Below are 16,768 nucleotides of genomic sequence, written 5' to 3' on the forward strand. Positions count from 1 at the left end.
CGGGGCGGAGCCCCGTGGCGGTCCCTTCCAGCCCACCGAGTCGGGTGGTGGGTGGGCGAGGCCGGGGTCCGGGGCGGAGCCCCGTGGCGGGGCGCATGCAGCCCACCGAGCCGTAGCCCGGGGTCCGGGGCGGAGCCCCGCGGCGGGGCGCACACAGCCCACCGAGCCGTAGCCCGGGGTCCGGGGCGGAGCCCCGCGGCGGGGCGCACACAGCCCACCGAGCCACAGGCCGGGGCCCGGGGCGGAGCCCCGTGGCGGGGGCGGGCAGTGCACCGGGTGGGAGCCCCCCGCCCACCTCACCCCGGCGTAAGCCAGCGCAGCGCTCCGGTACCTTCGTGCTCACGCCGATGAGGAGAGTGGACGTGAGCAAGTTCGTGCGGCCCGCAGCCGAGGGTGCGGACCCCTTCGGGACGGCCCGTCTCAGGCGGGGCGTCCTCGACGCCTGGGCCACCAGTCCCGCCCGTTTCCGTGAGGACGCCAACGCCGAGGAGGACCTGGTCCTCGGCGGCTACCGGGACCGTCTCGTCGTGGAGCTGGCGCAGAACGCCGCCGACGCCGCCGCCCGCGCGGGCACCCCCGGCCGACTCCGTCTCACCCTGCGGGACGACGTCCTCGTGGCCGCCAACACGGGCGCCCCCCTGGACGCCGCCGGAGTGGAGTCCCTCGCCACTCTGCGCGCCTCCGCCAAGCGGGACGCGGACACCGGCACCGTCGGCCGCTTCGGCGTCGGCTTCGCCGCCGTACTGTCCGTCACCGACGAACCGGCCGTGGTCGGCAGGCACGGCGGCGTCCGCTGGTCCCTCGCAGAGGCCCGCGACCTCGCGGCGGAGACCGCGCGGCGCAGCCCCGGCCTCGGCGACGAGATCCGCCGCCGGGACGGCCACGTCCCCCTCCTGCGCCTCCCGTACGCCGCCGAGGGCACCGCCCCCGCCCCCTACGACACGGCCGTCATCCTCCCCCTGCGCGACCCGGCCGCCGCCGCCCTCGCCGAACGGCTGCTGACCGCCGTGGACGACGCCCTGCTGCTCGCCCTGCCCGGCCTGGACGAGGTCGTGGTCGAGGTCGGCGACACCGTCCGCACCCTCAGCCGCGGCACCGAGGGCGCCCTGACCGTCGTAGCGGACTCCCGGGAGGGTACGACCCGGTGGCGTACCGTCGCCGCGCACGGGGCGCTGGCGCCGGAACTGCTCGAGGACCGGCCGGTCGAGGAGCGGCTGCGGCCCCACTGGTCGGTGACCTGGGCCGTGCCCGTGGACGCCGAGGGCGCGCCCGAGCGCCCCCGGACCACTCCCGTCGTCCACGCCCCCACCCCCAGCGAGGAGCCGCTCGGCGTGCCCGCGCTGCTCATCGCGTCGTTCCCGCTGGACAGCACCCGGCGGCACGCCGCGCCGGGCCCGCTGACCGACTTCCTGGTGGAGCGCGCGGCGGACGCGTACACCGAACTGCTCGCCGACTGGCGGCCGGTCGGCGAGGGCGTCATCGGCCTCGTCCCCGGCCCGCTGGGCAAGGGCGAGCTGGACGGCGCGCTGCGTCAGGCCGTGCTCGCGCGGCTGCCGCGCACCTCCTTCCTGCCGCCCGCCGCCGAACCCGACGGAGAGCTTCCGGAGACCCTGCGGCCCCGGGACGCCGAGGTCGTCGAGGGCGCGGGCGTGGAGACCGTACGGGTGCTCGCCGAGGTGCTGCCGACGCTGCTGCCCGCCGGGCTCGAACGCCGCGTGGAGCTGCGCACGCTCGGGGTCGCCCGGGTGCCGCTGACCGACGCCGTCGACCGGCTCGCGGGACTGGAGAAGGAGCCGCAGTGGTGGCGGCGGCTGTACGACAGCCTCGCCGGGGTCGATCCCGACCGGCTGTCCGGGCTGCCCGTGCCGCTCGCCGACGGGCGGACCACCATCGGGCCCCGGCAGGTGCTGCTGCCCACCGCCGACGCCACCCGCCTCGACGCCGACGTCCTGGCCCGGCTCGGCCTCAAGGTCGCCCACCCGGACGCCGCCCACCCGATCCTGGAGAAGCTCGGCGCGCTGCCCGCCACGCCCCGCGCCGTGCTCACCACGCCCCAGGTGCGGGCCGCCGTCGCCGCCTCCCTCGACGAGGACGGCGGCGCCTGGGACGAGGACACCCCGGACGCGGAGGAACTCGCCGACACCGTGCTCGCGCTGATCCGCGACGCCGGTCTGGAGCCGGGTGACGAACCCTGGCTGGGCGCCCTCGCGCTCCCCGACGAGGACGGCGAACTCGGCCCCGCCGCCGAGCTGGTGTACCCCGGCAGCCCCTTCGCCGAGATCATCCGCACCGACGAACTGCCCACCGTGGAGGCCGAACTGGCGGAGAAATGGGGCGAACAGCCCCTCGCCGCCTGCGGGGTGCTCGTCGACTTCGCGCTCGTCCGCGCCACGGACGTGGTCCTCGACCCCGATGAACTCGACCCCCGTGAGGGTGACTTCCCCGAGCCCGACGACCCGGGGCTGCTGGACGCCGTGGACGTGTGGTGCGAGGACATCCTCGACCGGTTCCCGGACAGCCCGGTGCCGCCCGTCGCCACCGAGCTGACCGCCGTACGCGATCTCGACCTGGTCGCCGACGACCAGTGGCCCCGCGCCCTGTCCCTGCTGTCCAAGCCGCCGCTGCGCGACGCCCTCGTCCAGCCCGTGCGGGTCCTGCTGCCGGACGGCACCCATGAGGTCGTACGGCCGTACACCGCGTGGTGGCTGCGCGGGCACCCCGTGCTCGACGGCCGCCGCCCGGCCGGGCTGCTCGCCGCCGGTGGCGACCCGCTGCTGCGCGGCCTGTACGACGAGGCCGACGCCACCGGGTTCGACGACGAGCAGGTGCTGCGGGCGCTGGGGGTACGGACCTCGGTCGCCGCGCTCCTCGACGAGCCGGGCGGCGCCGCCGAGCTGCTGGACCGCCTCGCCGACCCCGACCGCACCGTCACCGCCGCCCAACTGCACGGGCTGTACGGCGCGCTGGCCGACCTCGACCCCGAGCAGGTGACCCTGCCGGACGACGTGCGGGCCGTGGTCGACGGGCGGGTGGAGATCGTGGACGCCGCCGACGCGGTGGTGGTCGACTCGCCGGATCTGCTGCCGTTCACCGGCGGGGTGCCACTGCTGCCGGTGCGGCCGTCGCGGGCGGCCGGGCTGGCGGAGCTGTTCCAGGTGCGGCGGCTGAGCGAGTCCGTCACCGGCCAGGTGGACTCCGAGGGCACCGAGCACGACGTACCGGAGCCGGTGCGGGTGCTGCTCGGGCCACGCACGCCCGCGTCGTACGTGGAGCACGAGGAGCTGGTCGTCGACGGGGTGGAGATCGACTGGCGGCTCACCGACGACGGTGTGCCGCACGCCGCCACCCTGGAGGGCGTCGCCGCCGGTCTGGCCTGGGCGGCCGGGCAGTGGCCGCGCCGCTTCGAGGTCGCGGCGCTGCTGGAGGACCCGTCACGGACGGAGGAGCTGGCGCGGGACCGCTGGTTCGACTGACCCTCCACATTTCCCTCACCGCCCGTACAACCTTTCGAGCCCTTCGAGGATCTGATCGTGCGAGCCAACAGGCTCCACGATCACTTGAACCCCGCCGTACCCATGAGCCGCAAGGAACGAAGGGCGGCGGGGCCTTCTCCTCCAAGGGGAAACGCATGCGTATCCGTGCCACCGTGGCCGCCGTCTCCGGCGCGCTCGCCCTCTCCGCCCTCGCCATGCCGACCGCGCAGGCCACCTCGCAGGGCGACACCGAGCTGCGCAAGCCGAGCGCCGCTGAGCGCTTCGGCGTCTCTTCCAGCCGCTCGGCCTTCAGCACCGCCGCGGCGCTGCCCACCGTCTCCAAGGTGACGGTGAACTCCGGCAAGAACGTCGTCGTCGGCGCCACGGTCGCCAAGACCTTCACCGTGTCCCTGACCGCCAGCCACGCGAGCGGTATCGAGGACGCGTACATCGACCTCTGGCACGGCACCGACCCCGAGGCCGCCCTCGACGGCTACCTCCCGCCGAACGAGGAGTACGCCACCTGCACCGCGAGCAGTGCCACCACCTCGACCTGCAAGCTGACCATCACGGCCTACCCGGGCGCCGACCTGTACACCAACTCGCTGGCCGGGACCTGGAACGTGGCCGTCGGCGTGCTCTCCAACGACCAGCAGGTCTACTACACCGACTTCTACGGCAAGCACAAGGTGCAGCGGCTGGCGAAGCTGACCGTCAACGCCTCCCCGGAGCCGGTCGCCAAGGGCGCCACCGTCACGGTCAGCGGCAAGCTGACCCGCGCCGACTGGCCGAACGCCCGGTACGTCGGCCTCAACGGGCAGCCGGTGAAGCTCCAGTACCGGACCAAGACCGGCAGCTACACCACCCTGAAGACCATCACCTCCGGCACCGGCGGCGCCCTGAAGACCACGGTCAAGGCCACCGCCGACGGCTACTACCGCTTCGCGTTCGCGGGTCTGACGAGCACCTCCGCGGTCAACGCCACCGGTGACTTCGTCGACGTGAAGTAACCGCCCCCGCGTCACCCGCCCGGTCCCGGAAGCCGTCCGGGGCCGGGCAACCGATCCTCCGCCGCCCCCATCTGACCGGGTGGAGCCGACAACCGGCCCCACGACCACCGGACTTCACCTGGGGGAAGCCCATGCCCACCCGCATCACCGCCGCCGTCTGCGGCGCCCTGACCCTGACCGCCCTCGCCGTCCCGGCGGCACACGCGGACGACGACGGCACGAGGGGCGCGTACCGGGCCCCCGGCCTCGGCAGAGCGGCGGAGGCGGAGGCCCCGTACGACCTCGACGTCACCTTCTCCGCCGTCAAGGTCGCCAAGGCCGTCAAGGTGGGCCCCACCGGCCACCACTCCACCACCGTCACCTACAAGCTGACGCACGGCGCGGACGTCGACATCACCGCCGAGGACTTCCTCACCGGCCCCTACCTCTACCGCGGCGCCTACGGCAGCCCGGACAACACCCTCTTCGGCAACAAGCCCGCCACCTGCACGGCCACCTCGGCGACCACCGCCAAGTGCACCGGGAAGATCGACGTCTATCCGGCCCAGGGCGATCTGCTCAACTCCGAGGCGGGGACGTGGAAGGGCGCCGCCCTCGCGATCGCCTACAACGGCCAGGACCCCGACGGCGACGACTTCGACATCACCAAGGTCGGATACGCCGACCAGGGCGCCCTCGCCACCACCAAGGTCCAGCGCGCCTCGAAGCTGACGGTGAACGCCTCCCCGGAGCCGGTCAGGAAGGGCAGGACCCTCACCATCACCGGCAAGCTGTCCCGCGCCAACTGGGAGACCCGCAAGTACGCCGGATACGCCACCCAGCCGGTGAAGCTCCAGTTCCGCAAGGCGGGCACGAGCACCTACACCGACGTCAGGAACGTGACGACCACGAGCAAGGGCGAACTGAAGACGACCGTGAAGGCCTCCGCCGACGGCCACTACCGCTTCACCTTCGCGGGGACCGGGACGACTCCGGCCGTCAACGCCAAGGGCGACTTCGTCGACGTCCGGTAAGGCCCTACGACACGGGCAGGCTGGCCCTACGACACGGGCAGACGGGCCCTACGACACGGGCAGGCGGGCCCTACGACACGGGCAGGCGGCGGCCCACCCACCTCCACAGCACCTCCAGGGTGGCCGCCGCCACCGCCGCGATCGCCACCGCGATCCACGGCATCGTCATCCCGACCAGCTTCAGCGCGAAGAACTCCTGGAGCCACGGCACCACCAGCACCAGCAGGAACCCGGCGCCCATCGCCGCGACCAGCGCGATCCGCCACCAGGTGTAGGGGCGGGCGATGATCGCCAGGACCCACATGGAGATCAGGAACAGGGTCAGCGTGGCCGCGCTGGTCTCCGCGTCCAGGGCCCCGGCGCCGGTGTAGTGCTCGCGGGCGATGAGGTACGAGGCGAAGGTGGCCGTCCCCGCCACCACGCCGCCGGGGATGGCGTAGCGCATCACCCGGCGGACGAAGTGCGGCTGCGCCCGCTCCTTGTTGGGGGCGAGGGCGAGGAAGAACGCCGGGACGCCGATCGTCAGGGTGGAGAGCAGGGTGAGGTGGCGGGGCAGGAACGGGTACTCCACCTGCGAGCAGACCACCAGCACCGCCAGCAGCACCGAGTAGACCGTCTTGACGAGGAACAGCGTCGCCACGCGCGTGATGTTGCCGATCACGCGGCGGCCCTCGGCGACCACCGACGGCAGGGTGGCGAAGCTGTTGTTCAGCAGCACGATCTGCGCGACCGCGCGGGTGGCCTCGGAGCCGGAGCCCATCGCCACGCCGATGTCGGCGTCCTTGAGGGCGAGGACGTCGTTGACGCCGTCGCCGGTCATGGCGACCGTGTGCCCGCGGGACTGCAGGGCGCCGACCATGTCCCGCTTCTGCTGCGGGGTGACCCGGCCGAACACCGTGCCCTCGTCGAGCGCGGTCGCCATGCCGTCCTTGTCGGCGGGAAGGCTGCGGGCGTCGACGACCGTGCCGGACAGCCCGAGCTTGCTCGCCACCGCGCCGACCGAGACCGCGTTGTCGCCGGAGATGACCTTGGCGTGCACGTCCTGCTCGGCGAAGTAGCGCAGGGTGTCGGCGGCGTCGGGGCGCAGCCGCTGCTCCAGGACGACCAGGGCGGCGGGCTTGGCGTCCCTCGTCGGCTCGGGGTCGTCTAGGTCGCGGGCGGCGCGGGCCAGCAGGAGGACGCGCAGGCCCTGCTCGTTGAGGCGGTCGGTCTCGGCCAGGGCGGGGTCGTCGGGGGGCAGCAGGACGTCGGGGGCGCCGAGCAGCCAGGTGCTGGTCTCGCCGTTGCCCTCGCTGAAGGAGGCGCCGCTGTACTTGCGGGCGGAGGAGAAGGGCAGCGACTCCACGCACCGCCATTCCTCGCTGTCCGGGTAGGCGTCGATGATCGCCTTCAGGGATGCGTTGGGCCTCGGGTCGGACTCGCCGAGGGCGCCGAGGACCTGGCGGACGTACGACTCGTCGTTGCCGCCGAGGGGGCGCAGGTCGGTGACGTCCATGCCGCCCTCGGTGAGGGTGCCGGTCTTGTCCAGGCAGACCGTGTCGACGCGGGCGAGGCCCTCGATGGCGGGGAGTTCCTGGACCAGGCACTGCTTGCGGCCGAGCCGGATCACGCCGATCGCGAAGGCGACGGAGGTGAGCAGGACCAGGCCCTCGGGGACCATCGGGACGATGCCGCCGACGGTGCGGGCGAGGGAGTCCTTGAAGGCGTTGTCCTTGACGACGAGCTGGCTGATGATCAGGCCGATCGCGGTCGGGACCATCATCCAGGTGACGTACTTGAGGATGGTGGAGATGCCGCTGCGCAGCTCGGAGTGGACGAGGGTGAAGCGGGACGCCTCCTCGGCGAGCTGGGCGGCGTAGGCCTCGCGGCCGACCCTGGTCGCCTGGAACGCGCCGCCGCCCGCGACCACGAAGCTGCCGGACATCACCTGGTCGCCGGGTTGTTTGACGACCGGGTCGGCCTCGCCGGTGAGCAGCGACTCGTCGATCTCCAGGCCGTCGGCCTCGACGCACACCCCGTCGACGACCACCTTGTCGCCGGGGCCGATCTCGATCAGGTCGTCCAGCACGATCTCGGAGGTGCTGATCCCGGCCGCCGTCCCGTCGCGGCGGACGGTGGGTCTCACCTCGCCGATCAGGGCGAGGGAGTCGAGCGTCTTCTTCGCCCGCCACTCCTGGATGATCCCGATGCCGGTGTTGGCGAGGATCACGAAGCCGAAGAGGCTGTCCTGGATCGGCGCGACGAAGAGCATGATCACCCAGAGCACGCCGATGATCGCGTTGAACCGGGTGAAGACATTGGCGCGGACGATGTCGGCCATGGACCGGCTGCTGCGCACGGGCAGGTCGTTGACCTCGCCGCGCGCGACCCGCTCGGCGACCTCACTCGCGGTCAGTCCGGCCATGGCGGTCGGCGTGGGCACGCGCACGGGGTGCACGGGATCGAGTTCGGCGCCCGCGTCGATGTGGGTCATGCCATCGACGGTACGTGCGGAGGCGGGCGTTCACCCCTGGAACGGGGTGAAGATCCGACTACGGGAGGACGGCCGTAGTGCGGAGGTTGTAGAGCGGTACGAGTGCTCAGGCGGTGGTCTCCGGGTGGGCGCCCTGAGCGCCCTGAGCGCCCTGGGCCCGCTTGAGGGCGGTGTCCCTCTTGCGGACGTACCAGATGCCGATCAGACCGAGGCCGCCCCCGGCCAGGCAGGTCCACAGCCACCAGGTGTGGCCGTGGTCGTCGAACCAGCCGTAGAACGGCAGCTGGGCGAGGAAGAGGACGAACCACAGGATGGTGCCGCCGGTGATGGTGGCGACCACGGGGCCCTCCAGGGGCTCCGGCGCCTCGTGCTTGGGGGTCCACTTCGCCATGGGCACAGCTTACGAGGCGGTCGGTGTGAGGCAGATCGCGACCGTTTCTACGCGCGGAGATGTGCCTTCGGGGCTCTCATATGTTCATACTGAAACCGTTTGCCGTTGACCGCTTTCATTCGTAGAAAACTCCAAGGGCCCCGGGGGGAAGGCCACTGGAGATGAGGTCCCGCATGTCCACCTCGGCCACCGACGCCAAGGTCCCCGCCCCCGAGCAGCCGGGCGGCCGTCCCGCGTACGGCGCGCTCGACCGCTACTTCAAGATCTCCGAGCGTGGCAGCACGCTCGCCCGTGAGGTGCGCGGCGGCTTCGCCACCTTCTTCGCGATGGCCTACATCATCGTGCTGAACCCGATCATCCTCGGCAGTGCGAAGGACATCTACGGGAACCAGCTCGACAACGGGCAGCTCGTCACGGCCACGGCGGTGACAGCGGCGTTCACCACGCTGCTGATGGGTGTCATCGGCAACGTGCCGATCGCGCTCGCCGCCGGACTCGGTGTGAACTCGGTCGTCGCGCTCCAGCTCGCCCCGCGGATGTCCTGGCCGGACGCCATGGGCATGGTGGTGCTCGCCGGTTTCGTGGTGATGATCCTGGTGGCCACGGGTCTGCGCGAACGCGTCATGAACGCCGTCCCCTACGGCCTGCGCAAGGCCATCGCCATCGGCATCGGCCTGTTCATCATGCTGATCGGCCTGGTCGACTCCGGCTTCATCAGCCGCATCCCGGACGCCGCCCACACCACCGTCCCGATGCAGCTCGGCGCCGACGGTCACCTCAACGGCTGGCCGGTGCTGATCTTCATCCTCGGCGCGCTGCTGACGTACGCGCTGATCCTGCGCAGGGTGGCCGGTGCGATCCTGCTCTCGATCGTCGCCATGACGGTCCTGGCCATGATCATCAACGCGGTGGCCGAGGTGCCGTCCTGGGGTCTGACCACCCCGACCTGGCCCGGCAACCCCGTCGCCAGCCCCGACTTCGGGCTGATCGGCGAGGTCAGCCTGTTCGGCGGCTTCGAGAAGGTCGGACTGCTGACCGGCGTCCTGTTCGTCTTCACCGTCCTGCTGTCCTGCTTCTTCGACGCCATGGGCACGATCATGGGCGTCAGCGACGAGGCCAGGCTGACCGACGCCCAGGGACAGATGCCCGGCATCAACAAGGTGCTGTTCATCGACGGTGTCGCGGTCGCCGCGGGCGGTGCCAGCTCCTCCTCGGCCACCACCGCGTTCGTGGAGTCCACGGCCGGTGTCGGCGAGGGCGCCCGGACCGGCTTCGCGAACGTCGTCACCGGCGCGCTGTTCGCCGTGGCCCTCTTCCTGACGCCGGTCGCCACGATGGTCCCGTCCCAGGCCGCCACCCCGGCGCTGCTCGCGGTGGGCTTCCTGATCCTGGCCGGTTCGATCAAGGAGATCGACTGGGCGGACCACACGATCGCCATCCCGGCCTTCGTGACCATGGTGATGATGCCGTTCACGTACTCGATCACCAACGGCATCGGCATGGGCTTCATCACCTTCACCGTGCTGCGGCTGGTGGCGGGGCGGAGCCGGGAGGTTCCGGTGGCGATGTACGTGGTGTCGGCGGTGTTCGCCTTCTACTACCTGATGCCCGCCCTGGGTCTTACCTGAGCGAGGGCGGCTTGGCTCAGGTGAGCCCGTAGAACCTCTCCGTCTCCTCGACGGCGGTCTGGAACCGTTCGTCGAAGTCATCGCGAATGAGCGTCCGGACCACATAGTCCTGGACGCTCATTCCGCGTTTGGCGGCATGGTGCCGCAGGCGTTCGAGCAGGTCGCCGTCTATCCGCAGGCTGAGCACGCTGGTCCCCATGGAGACGAGGGTCGGGGACGGGTCCCCGGTGGTGCGCCGGTTTCCGCTTCCAGATCACCCGTATGGGCGATGGGGATGGCGCCGTGGCGAGCGTCACGTCATAGGGGGCCGTTCCGGAGGCACCCCAGGTGGTCCTTAGGGAGAGTAATGAGTTACCCTAAAGAACATGCCGGACCTCACCCATGGCGACGACGCTGCCGCCGTGAACTCCCTGCGCTCCGCGATCATGCGGCTGTCCCGTCGGCTCAAGCACCAGCGGGTCGACGAGTCGCTCAGCCCCACCGAGATGTCGGTGCTGGGCACCCTCGCCAAGCACGGCCGGGCGACCCCGGGCGAACTGGCCCGCAAGGAACATGTGCAGCCGCCGTCCATGACCCGCATCGTGGCGCTGCTCGAAGCCAAGGGGCTGGTCCGTCTGGAGCCACACCCCGAGGACCGACGGCAGAAGGTCGTCACCCAGACCGAGCAGGCCGAGGCCATGCTGGAGGAGAGCCGCCGCAAGCGGAACGCCTTCCTGGCCACGCTGGCCGAGGACCTCGACGAGGACGAGTGGGCGAGGCTCCGCGCCGCCGCGCCCGTGCTGGAGAAGCTGGCACACCTGTAGGCGCTGCCCACCCGCTCGTCAGCACTGTCCGCCCACCCGTGGACACCGTCCGCCCACTGCCCAGGAGGCGACCCTTTTGAGTACGGGACCCGGAGCACACTCCGCCCCCGGACCTGACACCACCGACCCGCTGACCGCCCCCCACGACCGCACCACCCGCAAGTCCTCGATGTTCAGCTCCCTGAAGATCCGCAACTACCGGCTGTTCTTCATGGGCCAGGTCGTCTCCAACATCGGCACCTGGATGCAGCGCATCGCCCAGGACTGGCTCGTCCTCAGCCTCACCGGCTCCGCCACCGCCGTGGGCGTCACCACCGCCCTCCAGTTCCTGCCGATGCTCCTCTTCGGCCTCTACGGCGGTGTCCTCGTCGACCGGCTCCCCAAGCGCCCGGCGCTCCTCGTCACCCAGACGTCGATGGCCGTCACCGGCCTCGCGCTCGCGCTGCTGACCATCACCGGGCACGTCGAGGTCTGGCACGTCTACGTCGCCGCCTTCGCCGTCGGTCTGGCCACGGTCGTCGACAACCCGGCCCGGCAGTCCTTCGTCAGCGAGATGGTCGGCCCCGGCCAGCTCCAGAACGCGGTCAGCCTGAACTCCGCCAACTTCCAGTCCGCCCGCCTGATCGGCCCCGCCGTCGCGGGCCTGCTGATCACCGGCGTCGGCACCGGCTGGGCGTTCCTCTTCAACGGCCTGTCCTTCATCGCGCCCATCACCGGCCTGCTGCTGATGCGGGCCCGCGAACTGCACGCCGTCGAGCGCGCCCCCAGGAGCAAGGGCCAGCTCCGCGAGGGCCTGCGCTATGTCGCCGGACGCCCCGACCTGATCTGGCCGATCATCCTCGTCGGTTTCGTCGGCACCTTCGCCTTCAACTTCCCCGTCTACCTCTCCGCCTTCGCCGACGACGTCTTCCACGCGGGCGCGGGCGCGTACAGCCTCTTCAACACGCTGATGGCGGTCGGCTCGGTGACGGGCGCCCTGATCGCCGCGCGCCGGGGCCGGGCCCGGCTGCGCGTCCTGAGCACGGCGGCCGTGGTCTTCGGCGCCCTGGAGATAGTGACGGCGCTGACCCCGGCCCTCTGGATCTTCGCCCTGATGATGATCCCGCTCGGCATCTTCGGCATGACGGTCAACGTCACCGCCAACACCAACATCCAGATGTCCACCGACCCCGCCATGCGCGGTCGGGTCATGTCCCTCTACATGATGGTCTTCCTCGGCGGCTCCCCCGTCGGCGCCCCGATAGTCGGCTGGATCACCGACACCTACGGCGCCCGGGTGGGCCTGGCGACCGGCGGCGCGATCGCCGCGCTGGCCGCCGTCGTCATCGGCCTGATCCTGGCCCGGGTGGGCGGGCTACGGCTGGCGGTGGGCTGGCACCGGGGGCATCCGAGGGTGCGCTTCGTGCCGCGCGAGGAGGGGGAGCCGGAGCGGGTGGCCGTGGCGGCGTGATCAGTCGCGGGGGAAGTCGTCGGTCTTGAGGGTGAGACCGACGACCGTGCCCGTCAGGTCGATGTCGTCGCCGAAGCCGAAGCTGACCTCGGCGTGGTACTCGCCGTCCTTCGGGAGGGTGTGCAGGTGCCACTCCGCGGTGTACGGGTTCACGATCAGGTACACCGGTACGTCGGCGAGAGCGTAGGCGGTCTTCTTGGGGCCGTAGTCGTTGGCGGCCGTGTCCTTGGAGATCACCTCGGCGACGAACTCGACGTCCTTGTACTGCCAGCGGCCCTTGTCGTCCTTCTGGGCGTCCTCCGCAAGGGCCGTCACGTCGGTGGCGAACCCGTTGAGATGCCCGGGATAGTCGATGCGGACGTCGGACTTGACGCGCTTGCGCGGGTACTTGGTGCGTAGTTGCTCGACGATTTCCAGGATGATGTCCCAGTGGCTGTCTCGCTGCGGCGACATGAAGATGTGCCCCCCGACGATCTCGGTCTTGTATCCCTCGGGGACGGGCATTTTCTCCAGCCACTCGAACAGCATGTCGAGCGTGAGTTCGCTGCTGCTTTCGGCCATCTCGATCCTGTCGTCAAGGACGGTCATCGTGGCGCTCCTCCCCGGCCGCCGCTCGTTCACGACAACCGCGCGGTACAACGATACGAACGGCGGCCGGGACACGCCCGGACGTACATGTGTACGGCGGGCACACTGGCCCCATGAGACTCTTCGCCGCCGTGCTCCCGCCCGACGAGGTGACCCGGGAACTCGCCGCCGAGATCGACCGGCTGGGGAAGCTGCCCGGGGCGGACGGGCTGCGGTGGACCGGGCGGCCCGGGTGGCACTTCACGCTCGCCTTCTACGGGGAGGTGGACGACGCCGTCGTACCGGAGCTGTCGGCGCGGCTGGAGCGGGCCGCGGGCCGGAGCGAGCCGTTCGGGCTGGCGTTGCGCGGTGGGGGGCAGTTCGGGCGAGGGCGGGCCCTGTGGGCCGGGGCCGAGGGCGACCTGGACGCGCTGCGGCTGCTGGCCGAGCGGTCCGAGGCCGCGGCCCGTCGGGCGGGCGTGGACATGGGCGAGCACCGGCGGTACAAGCCCCACCTCACCATCGCCCGCAGCCGGGACGCGACGGACGTACGGCCGTATGTCGCGGCCCTGGCCGATTTCACCAGCAGCACCTGGACCGTCGCGGAGCTGGTGCTGGTGCGCAGCAACCTGCCGAGGTCCGGGGAGGCGGGCGAGCAGCCCCGTTATGAGGCGGTCGCCCGCTGGGCGCTCGGCGGGGCGGGTTAGTCTCGGTACGTGGACCCGAAAACCCGGAACCGGATCATGGCCGGTGCGCTTGTGCTGATGTTCGTGGTGGTGGCGGTGGCGGCGGCCTTCGGAGGCTAGCCGCCGCCCCCGCCGTGCTCGCGCTGACTACCAGGCGAAGGCTTCCGGAGACGGCCCCGGCCCCGGGAAGATCTCGTCCAGCCCGGCCAGCACCTCCTCGCTCAGCTCCAGCTCGACCGCCCGCAGCGCCGACGCGAGCTGCTCCGCCGTGCGCGGCCCGACGATCGGGCCGGTGACGCCGGGACGGGTGAGCAGCCAGGCCAGCGCGGCCTCGCCGGGTTCGAGGCCGTGCTTCTCCAGCAGGTCCTCGTACGCCTGCACCTGCGCCCGCACGGCGGGGTCGGTGAGCGCCTGGGCCGTACGGCCGCTGGACCGGCGACCGCCCTCCGCCTCCTTCTTGATCACCCCGCCCAGCATGCCGCCGTGCAGCGGCGACCACGGGATGACGCCGAGTCCGTAGTCCTGTGCGGCCGGGATGACCTCCATCTCGGCGCGGCGCTCGGCGAGGTTGTACAGGCACTGCTCGCTGACGAGCCCGATGGTCCCGCCGCGCCGGGCGGCGATCTCGTTGGCCTGGGCGATCTTGTAGCCGGGGAAGTTGGAGGATCCGACGTAGAGGATCTTCCCCTGCTGGACGAGGGTGTCGATCGCCTGCCAGATCTCCTCGAACGGGGTCGCCCGGTCGACGTGGTGGAACTGGTACACGTCGATGTAGTCCGTCCGCAGCCGTCGCAGGCTGGCGTCGACCGCCCGCCGGATGTTCAGCGCGGAGAGCTTGTCGTGGTTGGGCCAGGCGGGGGCGCCGTCCAGCCCCATGTTCCCGTACACCTTGGTCGCGAGGACGACCTTGTCCCGACGGTCACCGCCCTTGGCGAACCAGTTCCCGATGATCTCCTCGGTACGGCCCTTGTTCTCGCCCCAGCCGTACACGTTCGCGGTGTCGAAGAAGTTAATGCCCGCGTCCAGCGCCGCGTCCATGATGACGTGACTGTCGGCTTCCTCGGTCTGCGGGCCGAAGTTCATCGTCCCGAGGACGAGTCGACTGACCTTGAGCCCGGTGCGTCCTAGCTGCGTGTACTCCATGGGACTCAAGCCAACGGCTTGGAGTGCGCTTCAGGCAAGTGACGGAGGAAGGCGGACCAGGTGGTGGGGGTGAGGTGGATGGTGGGGGTGGGGTGTTTGGAGTCGCGGATGTGGATGGTGGTGGGGGTGAGGGCTATTTCGAGGCATTCGCCGCCCTGGTCGCCGCTGTAACTGCTCTTGAACCAGTTCAGTTCGGTACTCATAGTTCGCGTGCCACCCGTTCGATCAGCTTCATGGACTCTTCGGGGCTGAGGGCCTGGGCTCGCAGGATGCCATACCGCGCGAACAGGTCTCCAAGGTCGGGCTGTTCGGCCACGAAGTAGCCTCCGCTCGGTCCGTCGACGTAGGCGACTTGGGTTCTCTCGGCCGTCTCCAGAAGAATCATCGGGCCGTTCAGTCCGGCATGTGCCTCACGGTTCAGCTCGATCACCGTGATCTGCACGTTGCGCCGTTGGCCGATGTCGAGAATGTGGGCCAACTGCTCCTTCAGAGCCACCGATCCGCCCAGTGGGCGGGACAGAATGTGCTCCTCCAGTACGAAGCTCACGGTCGGAGCGGGCTTGCGCTGCAACACCTGCTGTCGTCCCAGCCGAGCCGCCACGCGGGCCTCGATCTCGTCGTCCTCGGGAGCGGGCAAATGTGAGCCGAAGATGGCCCGGGCGTACGACTCGCTCTGGAGCAGGCCCGGGATCACGTGGGTGGCGTACATGTAGATGCCGATGGCTTGCGCTTCCAACTCGGCGTAGTCCTCGAACCATGACGGGAAACGGCTGACCTTGAGCTTCTGCGCCGCCGCGAGAAGTGCACCTTGTGCACTCAGGGTTTGGTCGGCGACTTCGACGAACCGCCCCTTCGGGGGCCGTTCTCCCCGCTCCACCATGGCCACTTGCGACTTGGAGTACCCGACGTACTTGCCCAGCGCCTCCTGCGTCATCCCGGCCCGCTCGCGAGAGAACCGCAGCAACGAGCCGAACATCTCCAGGTTCCCCGTACTCCGTCCACCGGAACGCACACCGACCTCCCCAACTGCACAGCGCGGCACCACCCTTGCGTACCCCCGGTCACAGTATGTGACCGCACGCAACGATCTGCGTCATGAACGAGAGAATCACCGCCCCCTGGATCCCGACGTGGATCCCCGCCTCCGGCCACACCCTCCGTCACGCGGGCGTCCACTTCGACGCCGTACGGATCAGAGGCGAACTGGGCGCGCGCGTCGCCACGGAGTTGGTGCTCTGCACGGACTTCCGGGCGGGCCCGATCGTCCAGGAGGTCTCGGGCGAGCGGGGCATGTACTTCCTGCTCCCGCCCGGCACCGCGTCGGTCTTCGACTGGCCCCCCGGCGTCCGGGCGCTGACCCGCAGGGCCGGCGTCCAGGCGTACGTCGGCGTACCGGCGCTGACGGGCGTGACCTGGCCGCGGGGCTGGCGCTCGGTGCCGTCGCCGGAGGCGTTGTTCGTGGAGGGCGAGGTGCTGTGGGACGCGGTGGCCCTCAGTCGCGGGGGAAGTCGGTGGTTTTGAGGGTGAGGCCGAGGGGGGTGTTGGTGAGGTTCACGTCTGCGCCGAAGGGGACCGTCGTTTGGGTGATGTAGTCGCCGTCCTTGGGGTCGGTGAAGGTGTGGCACCTGCCCTGATAGGGATCGACGATGAGGTAGACGGGAACCTCGGCCTCGGCGTAGGCGGTCTTCTTGGGGCCGTAGTCGTTGGCTGCCGTGCCCTGCGAGATGACCTCGGCGACAAATTCGATGTCGTCGCACCGCCAGCGACCTTCTTCGTCCTTCGTGGCGCTGTCCCGGAGCTTGGCCAGGTCAGGGCAAAAGGCGTTCTGGTGGCCTGGGAAGTCCATGCGGACGTCAGAGAAGATCGGCGCGTCCATCCCGTACTTGTCTTCCAGGGGCCGTGCGATTCGCCGGATGATGTTCCAGTGGATGTCCCGCTGCGGTGTCATGTAAACGCTGCCCTCGACGATCTCGACCCTGAAACCTTCGGGGACGGGCATCCGCTCTAGTCGCTCGAACCACTCGTCCAAGCTCTGATGGTCGACCTCGGCCATGGCGATCCTGTCGTCTACGACGGTCATCGTGGCGCTCCTCCCCGGCTGCCCCTGAACAAGTGCAGCCGCGCAGTACAA

16 protein-coding genes are annotated in these 16,768 nt (G+C 70.7%); 8 read left to right on the forward strand and 8 right to left on the reverse strand.

What is annotated here, in order from left to right:
* Positions 1–362: 362 nt before the first annotated feature.
* From ACFVQG_RS24980 to ACFVQG_RS24990, 3 genes are all read left to right on the forward strand, one after another.
* On the forward strand, positions 363–3,473 hold the full coding sequence (locus ACFVQG_RS24980) for a sacsin N-terminal ATP-binding-like domain-containing protein (protein WP_383387473.1): 3,111 nt from the start codon (positions 363–365) through the stop codon (positions 3,471–3,473).
* A 155-nt stretch (positions 3,474–3,628) separates the two neighbouring features.
* Positions 3,629–4,483 carry a DUF5707 domain-containing protein gene (locus ACFVQG_RS24985; RefSeq protein ID WP_383387477.1) on the forward strand — a complete coding sequence of 285 codons (855 nt, stop codon included), beginning with the start codon at positions 3,629–3,631 and terminating at the stop codon, positions 4,481–4,483.
* A gap of 131 nt (positions 4,484–4,614) precedes the next feature.
* The gene (locus tag ACFVQG_RS24990; RefSeq protein ID WP_383387481.1) at positions 4,615–5,496 is read left to right on the forward strand and encodes a hypothetical protein; all 882 of its coding nucleotides are present in this window, start codon (positions 4,615–4,617) and stop codon (positions 5,494–5,496) included.
* A gap of 70 nt (positions 5,497–5,566) precedes the next feature.
* On the opposite strand, the gene ACFVQG_RS24995 is transcribed toward ACFVQG_RS24990, so the two are convergent.
* Together ACFVQG_RS24995 and ACFVQG_RS25000 are read right to left on the reverse strand one after the other, a co-directional pair.
* Complete coding sequence (locus ACFVQG_RS24995; RefSeq protein ID WP_383387483.1) at positions 5,567–7,969, reverse strand: HAD-IC family P-type ATPase; 2,403 nt, start codon at positions 7,967–7,969, stop codon at positions 5,567–5,569.
* 106 nt (positions 7,970–8,075) lie between these two features.
* Entirely contained in the window at positions 8,076–8,360 is a 285-nt protein-coding gene (locus tag ACFVQG_RS25000) for a DUF2530 domain-containing protein (RefSeq protein WP_383387484.1), read from the reverse strand.
* Between the two features lie 173 nt (positions 8,361–8,533).
* Between ACFVQG_RS25000 and ACFVQG_RS25005 the strand changes: the two genes are divergently transcribed.
* The gene (locus tag ACFVQG_RS25005; protein ID WP_383387486.1) at positions 8,534–9,988 is read left to right on the forward strand and encodes an NCS2 family permease; all 1,455 of its coding nucleotides are present in this window, start codon (positions 8,534–8,536) and stop codon (positions 9,986–9,988) included.
* A gap of 16 nt (positions 9,989–10,004) precedes the next feature.
* Here the strand turns inward: ACFVQG_RS25005 and ACFVQG_RS25010 are convergent, their stop codons facing one another.
* Positions 10,005–10,187 carry a ribbon-helix-helix protein, CopG family gene (locus ACFVQG_RS25010; RefSeq protein ID WP_383387488.1) on the reverse strand — a complete coding sequence of 61 codons (183 nt, stop codon included), beginning with the start codon at positions 10,185–10,187 and terminating at the stop codon, positions 10,005–10,007.
* Positions 10,188–10,353: 166 nt separating this feature from the next.
* Between ACFVQG_RS25010 and ACFVQG_RS25015 the strand changes: the two genes are divergently transcribed.
* On the forward strand, positions 10,354–10,791 hold the full coding sequence (locus ACFVQG_RS25015; RefSeq protein WP_383387490.1) for a MarR family winged helix-turn-helix transcriptional regulator: 438 nt from the start codon (positions 10,354–10,356) through the stop codon (positions 10,789–10,791).
* A gap of 76 nt (positions 10,792–10,867) precedes the next feature.
* The gene (locus ACFVQG_RS25020; RefSeq protein WP_383387492.1) at positions 10,868–12,241 is read left to right on the forward strand and encodes an MFS transporter; all 1,374 of its coding nucleotides are present in this window, start codon (positions 10,868–10,870) and stop codon (positions 12,239–12,241) included.
* Here the strand turns inward: ACFVQG_RS25020 and ACFVQG_RS25025 are convergent, their stop codons facing one another.
* Complete coding sequence (locus tag ACFVQG_RS25025; protein WP_383387493.1) at positions 12,242–12,829, reverse strand: Uma2 family endonuclease; 588 nt, start codon at positions 12,827–12,829, stop codon at positions 12,242–12,244.
* Between the two features lie 113 nt (positions 12,830–12,942).
* Here ACFVQG_RS25025 and thpR point away from each other — a divergent pair, with 113 nt between their 5' ends.
* The gene (gene thpR / locus ACFVQG_RS25030; protein WP_383387495.1) at positions 12,943–13,515 is read left to right on the forward strand and encodes an RNA 2',3'-cyclic phosphodiesterase; all 573 of its coding nucleotides are present in this window, start codon (positions 12,943–12,945) and stop codon (positions 13,513–13,515) included.
* Positions 13,516–13,641: 126 nt separating this feature from the next.
* Here the strand turns inward: thpR and ACFVQG_RS25035 are convergent, their stop codons facing one another.
* The 3 genes from ACFVQG_RS25035 to ACFVQG_RS25045 are packed head-to-tail and all read right to left on the reverse strand — an operon-like array spanning position 13,642 to position 15,613.
* Positions 13,642–14,637: an aldo/keto reductase gene (locus ACFVQG_RS25035; protein ID WP_383387497.1), complete on the reverse strand. Its 996-nt coding sequence runs from the start codon at positions 14,635–14,637 to the stop codon at positions 13,642–13,644.
* A gap of 5 nt (positions 14,638–14,642) precedes the next feature.
* Entirely contained in the window at positions 14,643–14,840 is a 198-nt protein-coding gene (locus ACFVQG_RS25040; RefSeq protein ID WP_383387499.1) for a DUF397 domain-containing protein, read from the reverse strand.
* The gene (locus tag ACFVQG_RS25045; protein WP_383387501.1) at positions 14,837–15,613 is read right to left on the reverse strand and encodes a Scr1 family TA system antitoxin-like transcriptional regulator; all 777 of its coding nucleotides are present in this window, start codon (positions 15,611–15,613) and stop codon (positions 14,837–14,839) included. Before ACFVQG_RS25045 ends, ACFVQG_RS25040 begins: the two co-directional genes overlap by 4 nt.
* Before the next feature lie 119 nt (positions 15,614–15,732).
* Between ACFVQG_RS25045 and ACFVQG_RS25050 the strand changes: the two genes are divergently transcribed.
* The gene (locus ACFVQG_RS25050; RefSeq protein WP_383387503.1) at positions 15,733–16,158 is read left to right on the forward strand and encodes a hypothetical protein; all 426 of its coding nucleotides are present in this window, start codon (positions 15,733–15,735) and stop codon (positions 16,156–16,158) included.
* Here the strand turns inward: ACFVQG_RS25050 and ACFVQG_RS25055 are convergent.
* Complete coding sequence (locus ACFVQG_RS25055) at positions 16,130–16,717, reverse strand: Uma2 family endonuclease (RefSeq protein WP_383387505.1); 588 nt, start codon at positions 16,715–16,717, stop codon at positions 16,130–16,132. The two genes, ACFVQG_RS25050 and ACFVQG_RS25055, sit on opposite strands and share 29 nt — an antisense overlap.
* Positions 16,718–16,768: the final 51 nt, after the last annotated feature.

This window comes from Streptomyces sp. NPDC057877 (genome assembly GCF_042796855.1).
Classification (GTDB): Bacteria; Actinomycetota; Actinomycetes; order Streptomycetales; family Streptomycetaceae; genus Streptomyces.

Bases quoted from the DNA above. Each gene is read 5' to 3' on its own strand.
- ACFVQG_RS24985 (WP_383387477.1), top strand. From the start codon at position 3,629: ATGCGTATCCGTGCCACCGTGGCCGCCGTCTCCGGCGCGCTCGCCCTC.
- ACFVQG_RS24990 (WP_383387481.1), top strand. From the start codon at position 4,615: ATGCCCACCCGCATCACCGCCGCCGTCTGCGGCGCCCTGACCCTGACC.
- ACFVQG_RS24995 (WP_383387483.1), bottom strand. From the start codon at position 7,969: ATGACCCACATCGACGCGGGCGCCGAACTCGATCCCGTGCACCCCGTG.
- ACFVQG_RS25000 (WP_383387484.1), bottom strand. From the start codon at position 8,360: ATGGCGAAGTGGACCCCCAAGCACGAGGCGCCGGAGCCCCTGGAGGGC.
- ACFVQG_RS25005 (WP_383387486.1), top strand. From the start codon at position 8,534: ATGTCCACCTCGGCCACCGACGCCAAGGTCCCCGCCCCCGAGCAGCCG.
- ACFVQG_RS25010 (WP_383387488.1), bottom strand. From the start codon at position 10,187: ATGGGGACCAGCGTGCTCAGCCTGCGGATAGACGGCGACCTGCTCGAA.
- ACFVQG_RS25015 (WP_383387490.1), top strand. From the start codon at position 10,354: ATGCCGGACCTCACCCATGGCGACGACGCTGCCGCCGTGAACTCCCTG.
- ACFVQG_RS25025 (WP_383387493.1), bottom strand. From the start codon at position 12,829: ATGACCGTCCTTGACGACAGGATCGAGATGGCCGAAAGCAGCAGCGAA.
- thpR (WP_383387495.1), top strand. From the start codon at position 12,943: ATGAGACTCTTCGCCGCCGTGCTCCCGCCCGACGAGGTGACCCGGGAA.
- ACFVQG_RS25035 (WP_383387497.1), bottom strand. From the start codon at position 14,637: ATGGAGTACACGCAGCTAGGACGCACCGGGCTCAAGGTCAGTCGACTC.
- ACFVQG_RS25040 (WP_383387499.1), bottom strand. From the start codon at position 14,840: ATGAGTACCGAACTGAACTGGTTCAAGAGCAGTTACAGCGGCGACCAG.
- ACFVQG_RS25045 (WP_383387501.1), bottom strand. From the start codon at position 15,613: ATGTTCGGCTCGTTGCTGCGGTTCTCTCGCGAGCGGGCCGGGATGACG.
- ACFVQG_RS25050 (WP_383387503.1), top strand. From the start codon at position 15,733: ATGAACGAGAGAATCACCGCCCCCTGGATCCCGACGTGGATCCCCGCC.
- ACFVQG_RS25055 (WP_383387505.1), bottom strand. From the start codon at position 16,717: ATGACCGTCGTAGACGACAGGATCGCCATGGCCGAGGTCGACCATCAG.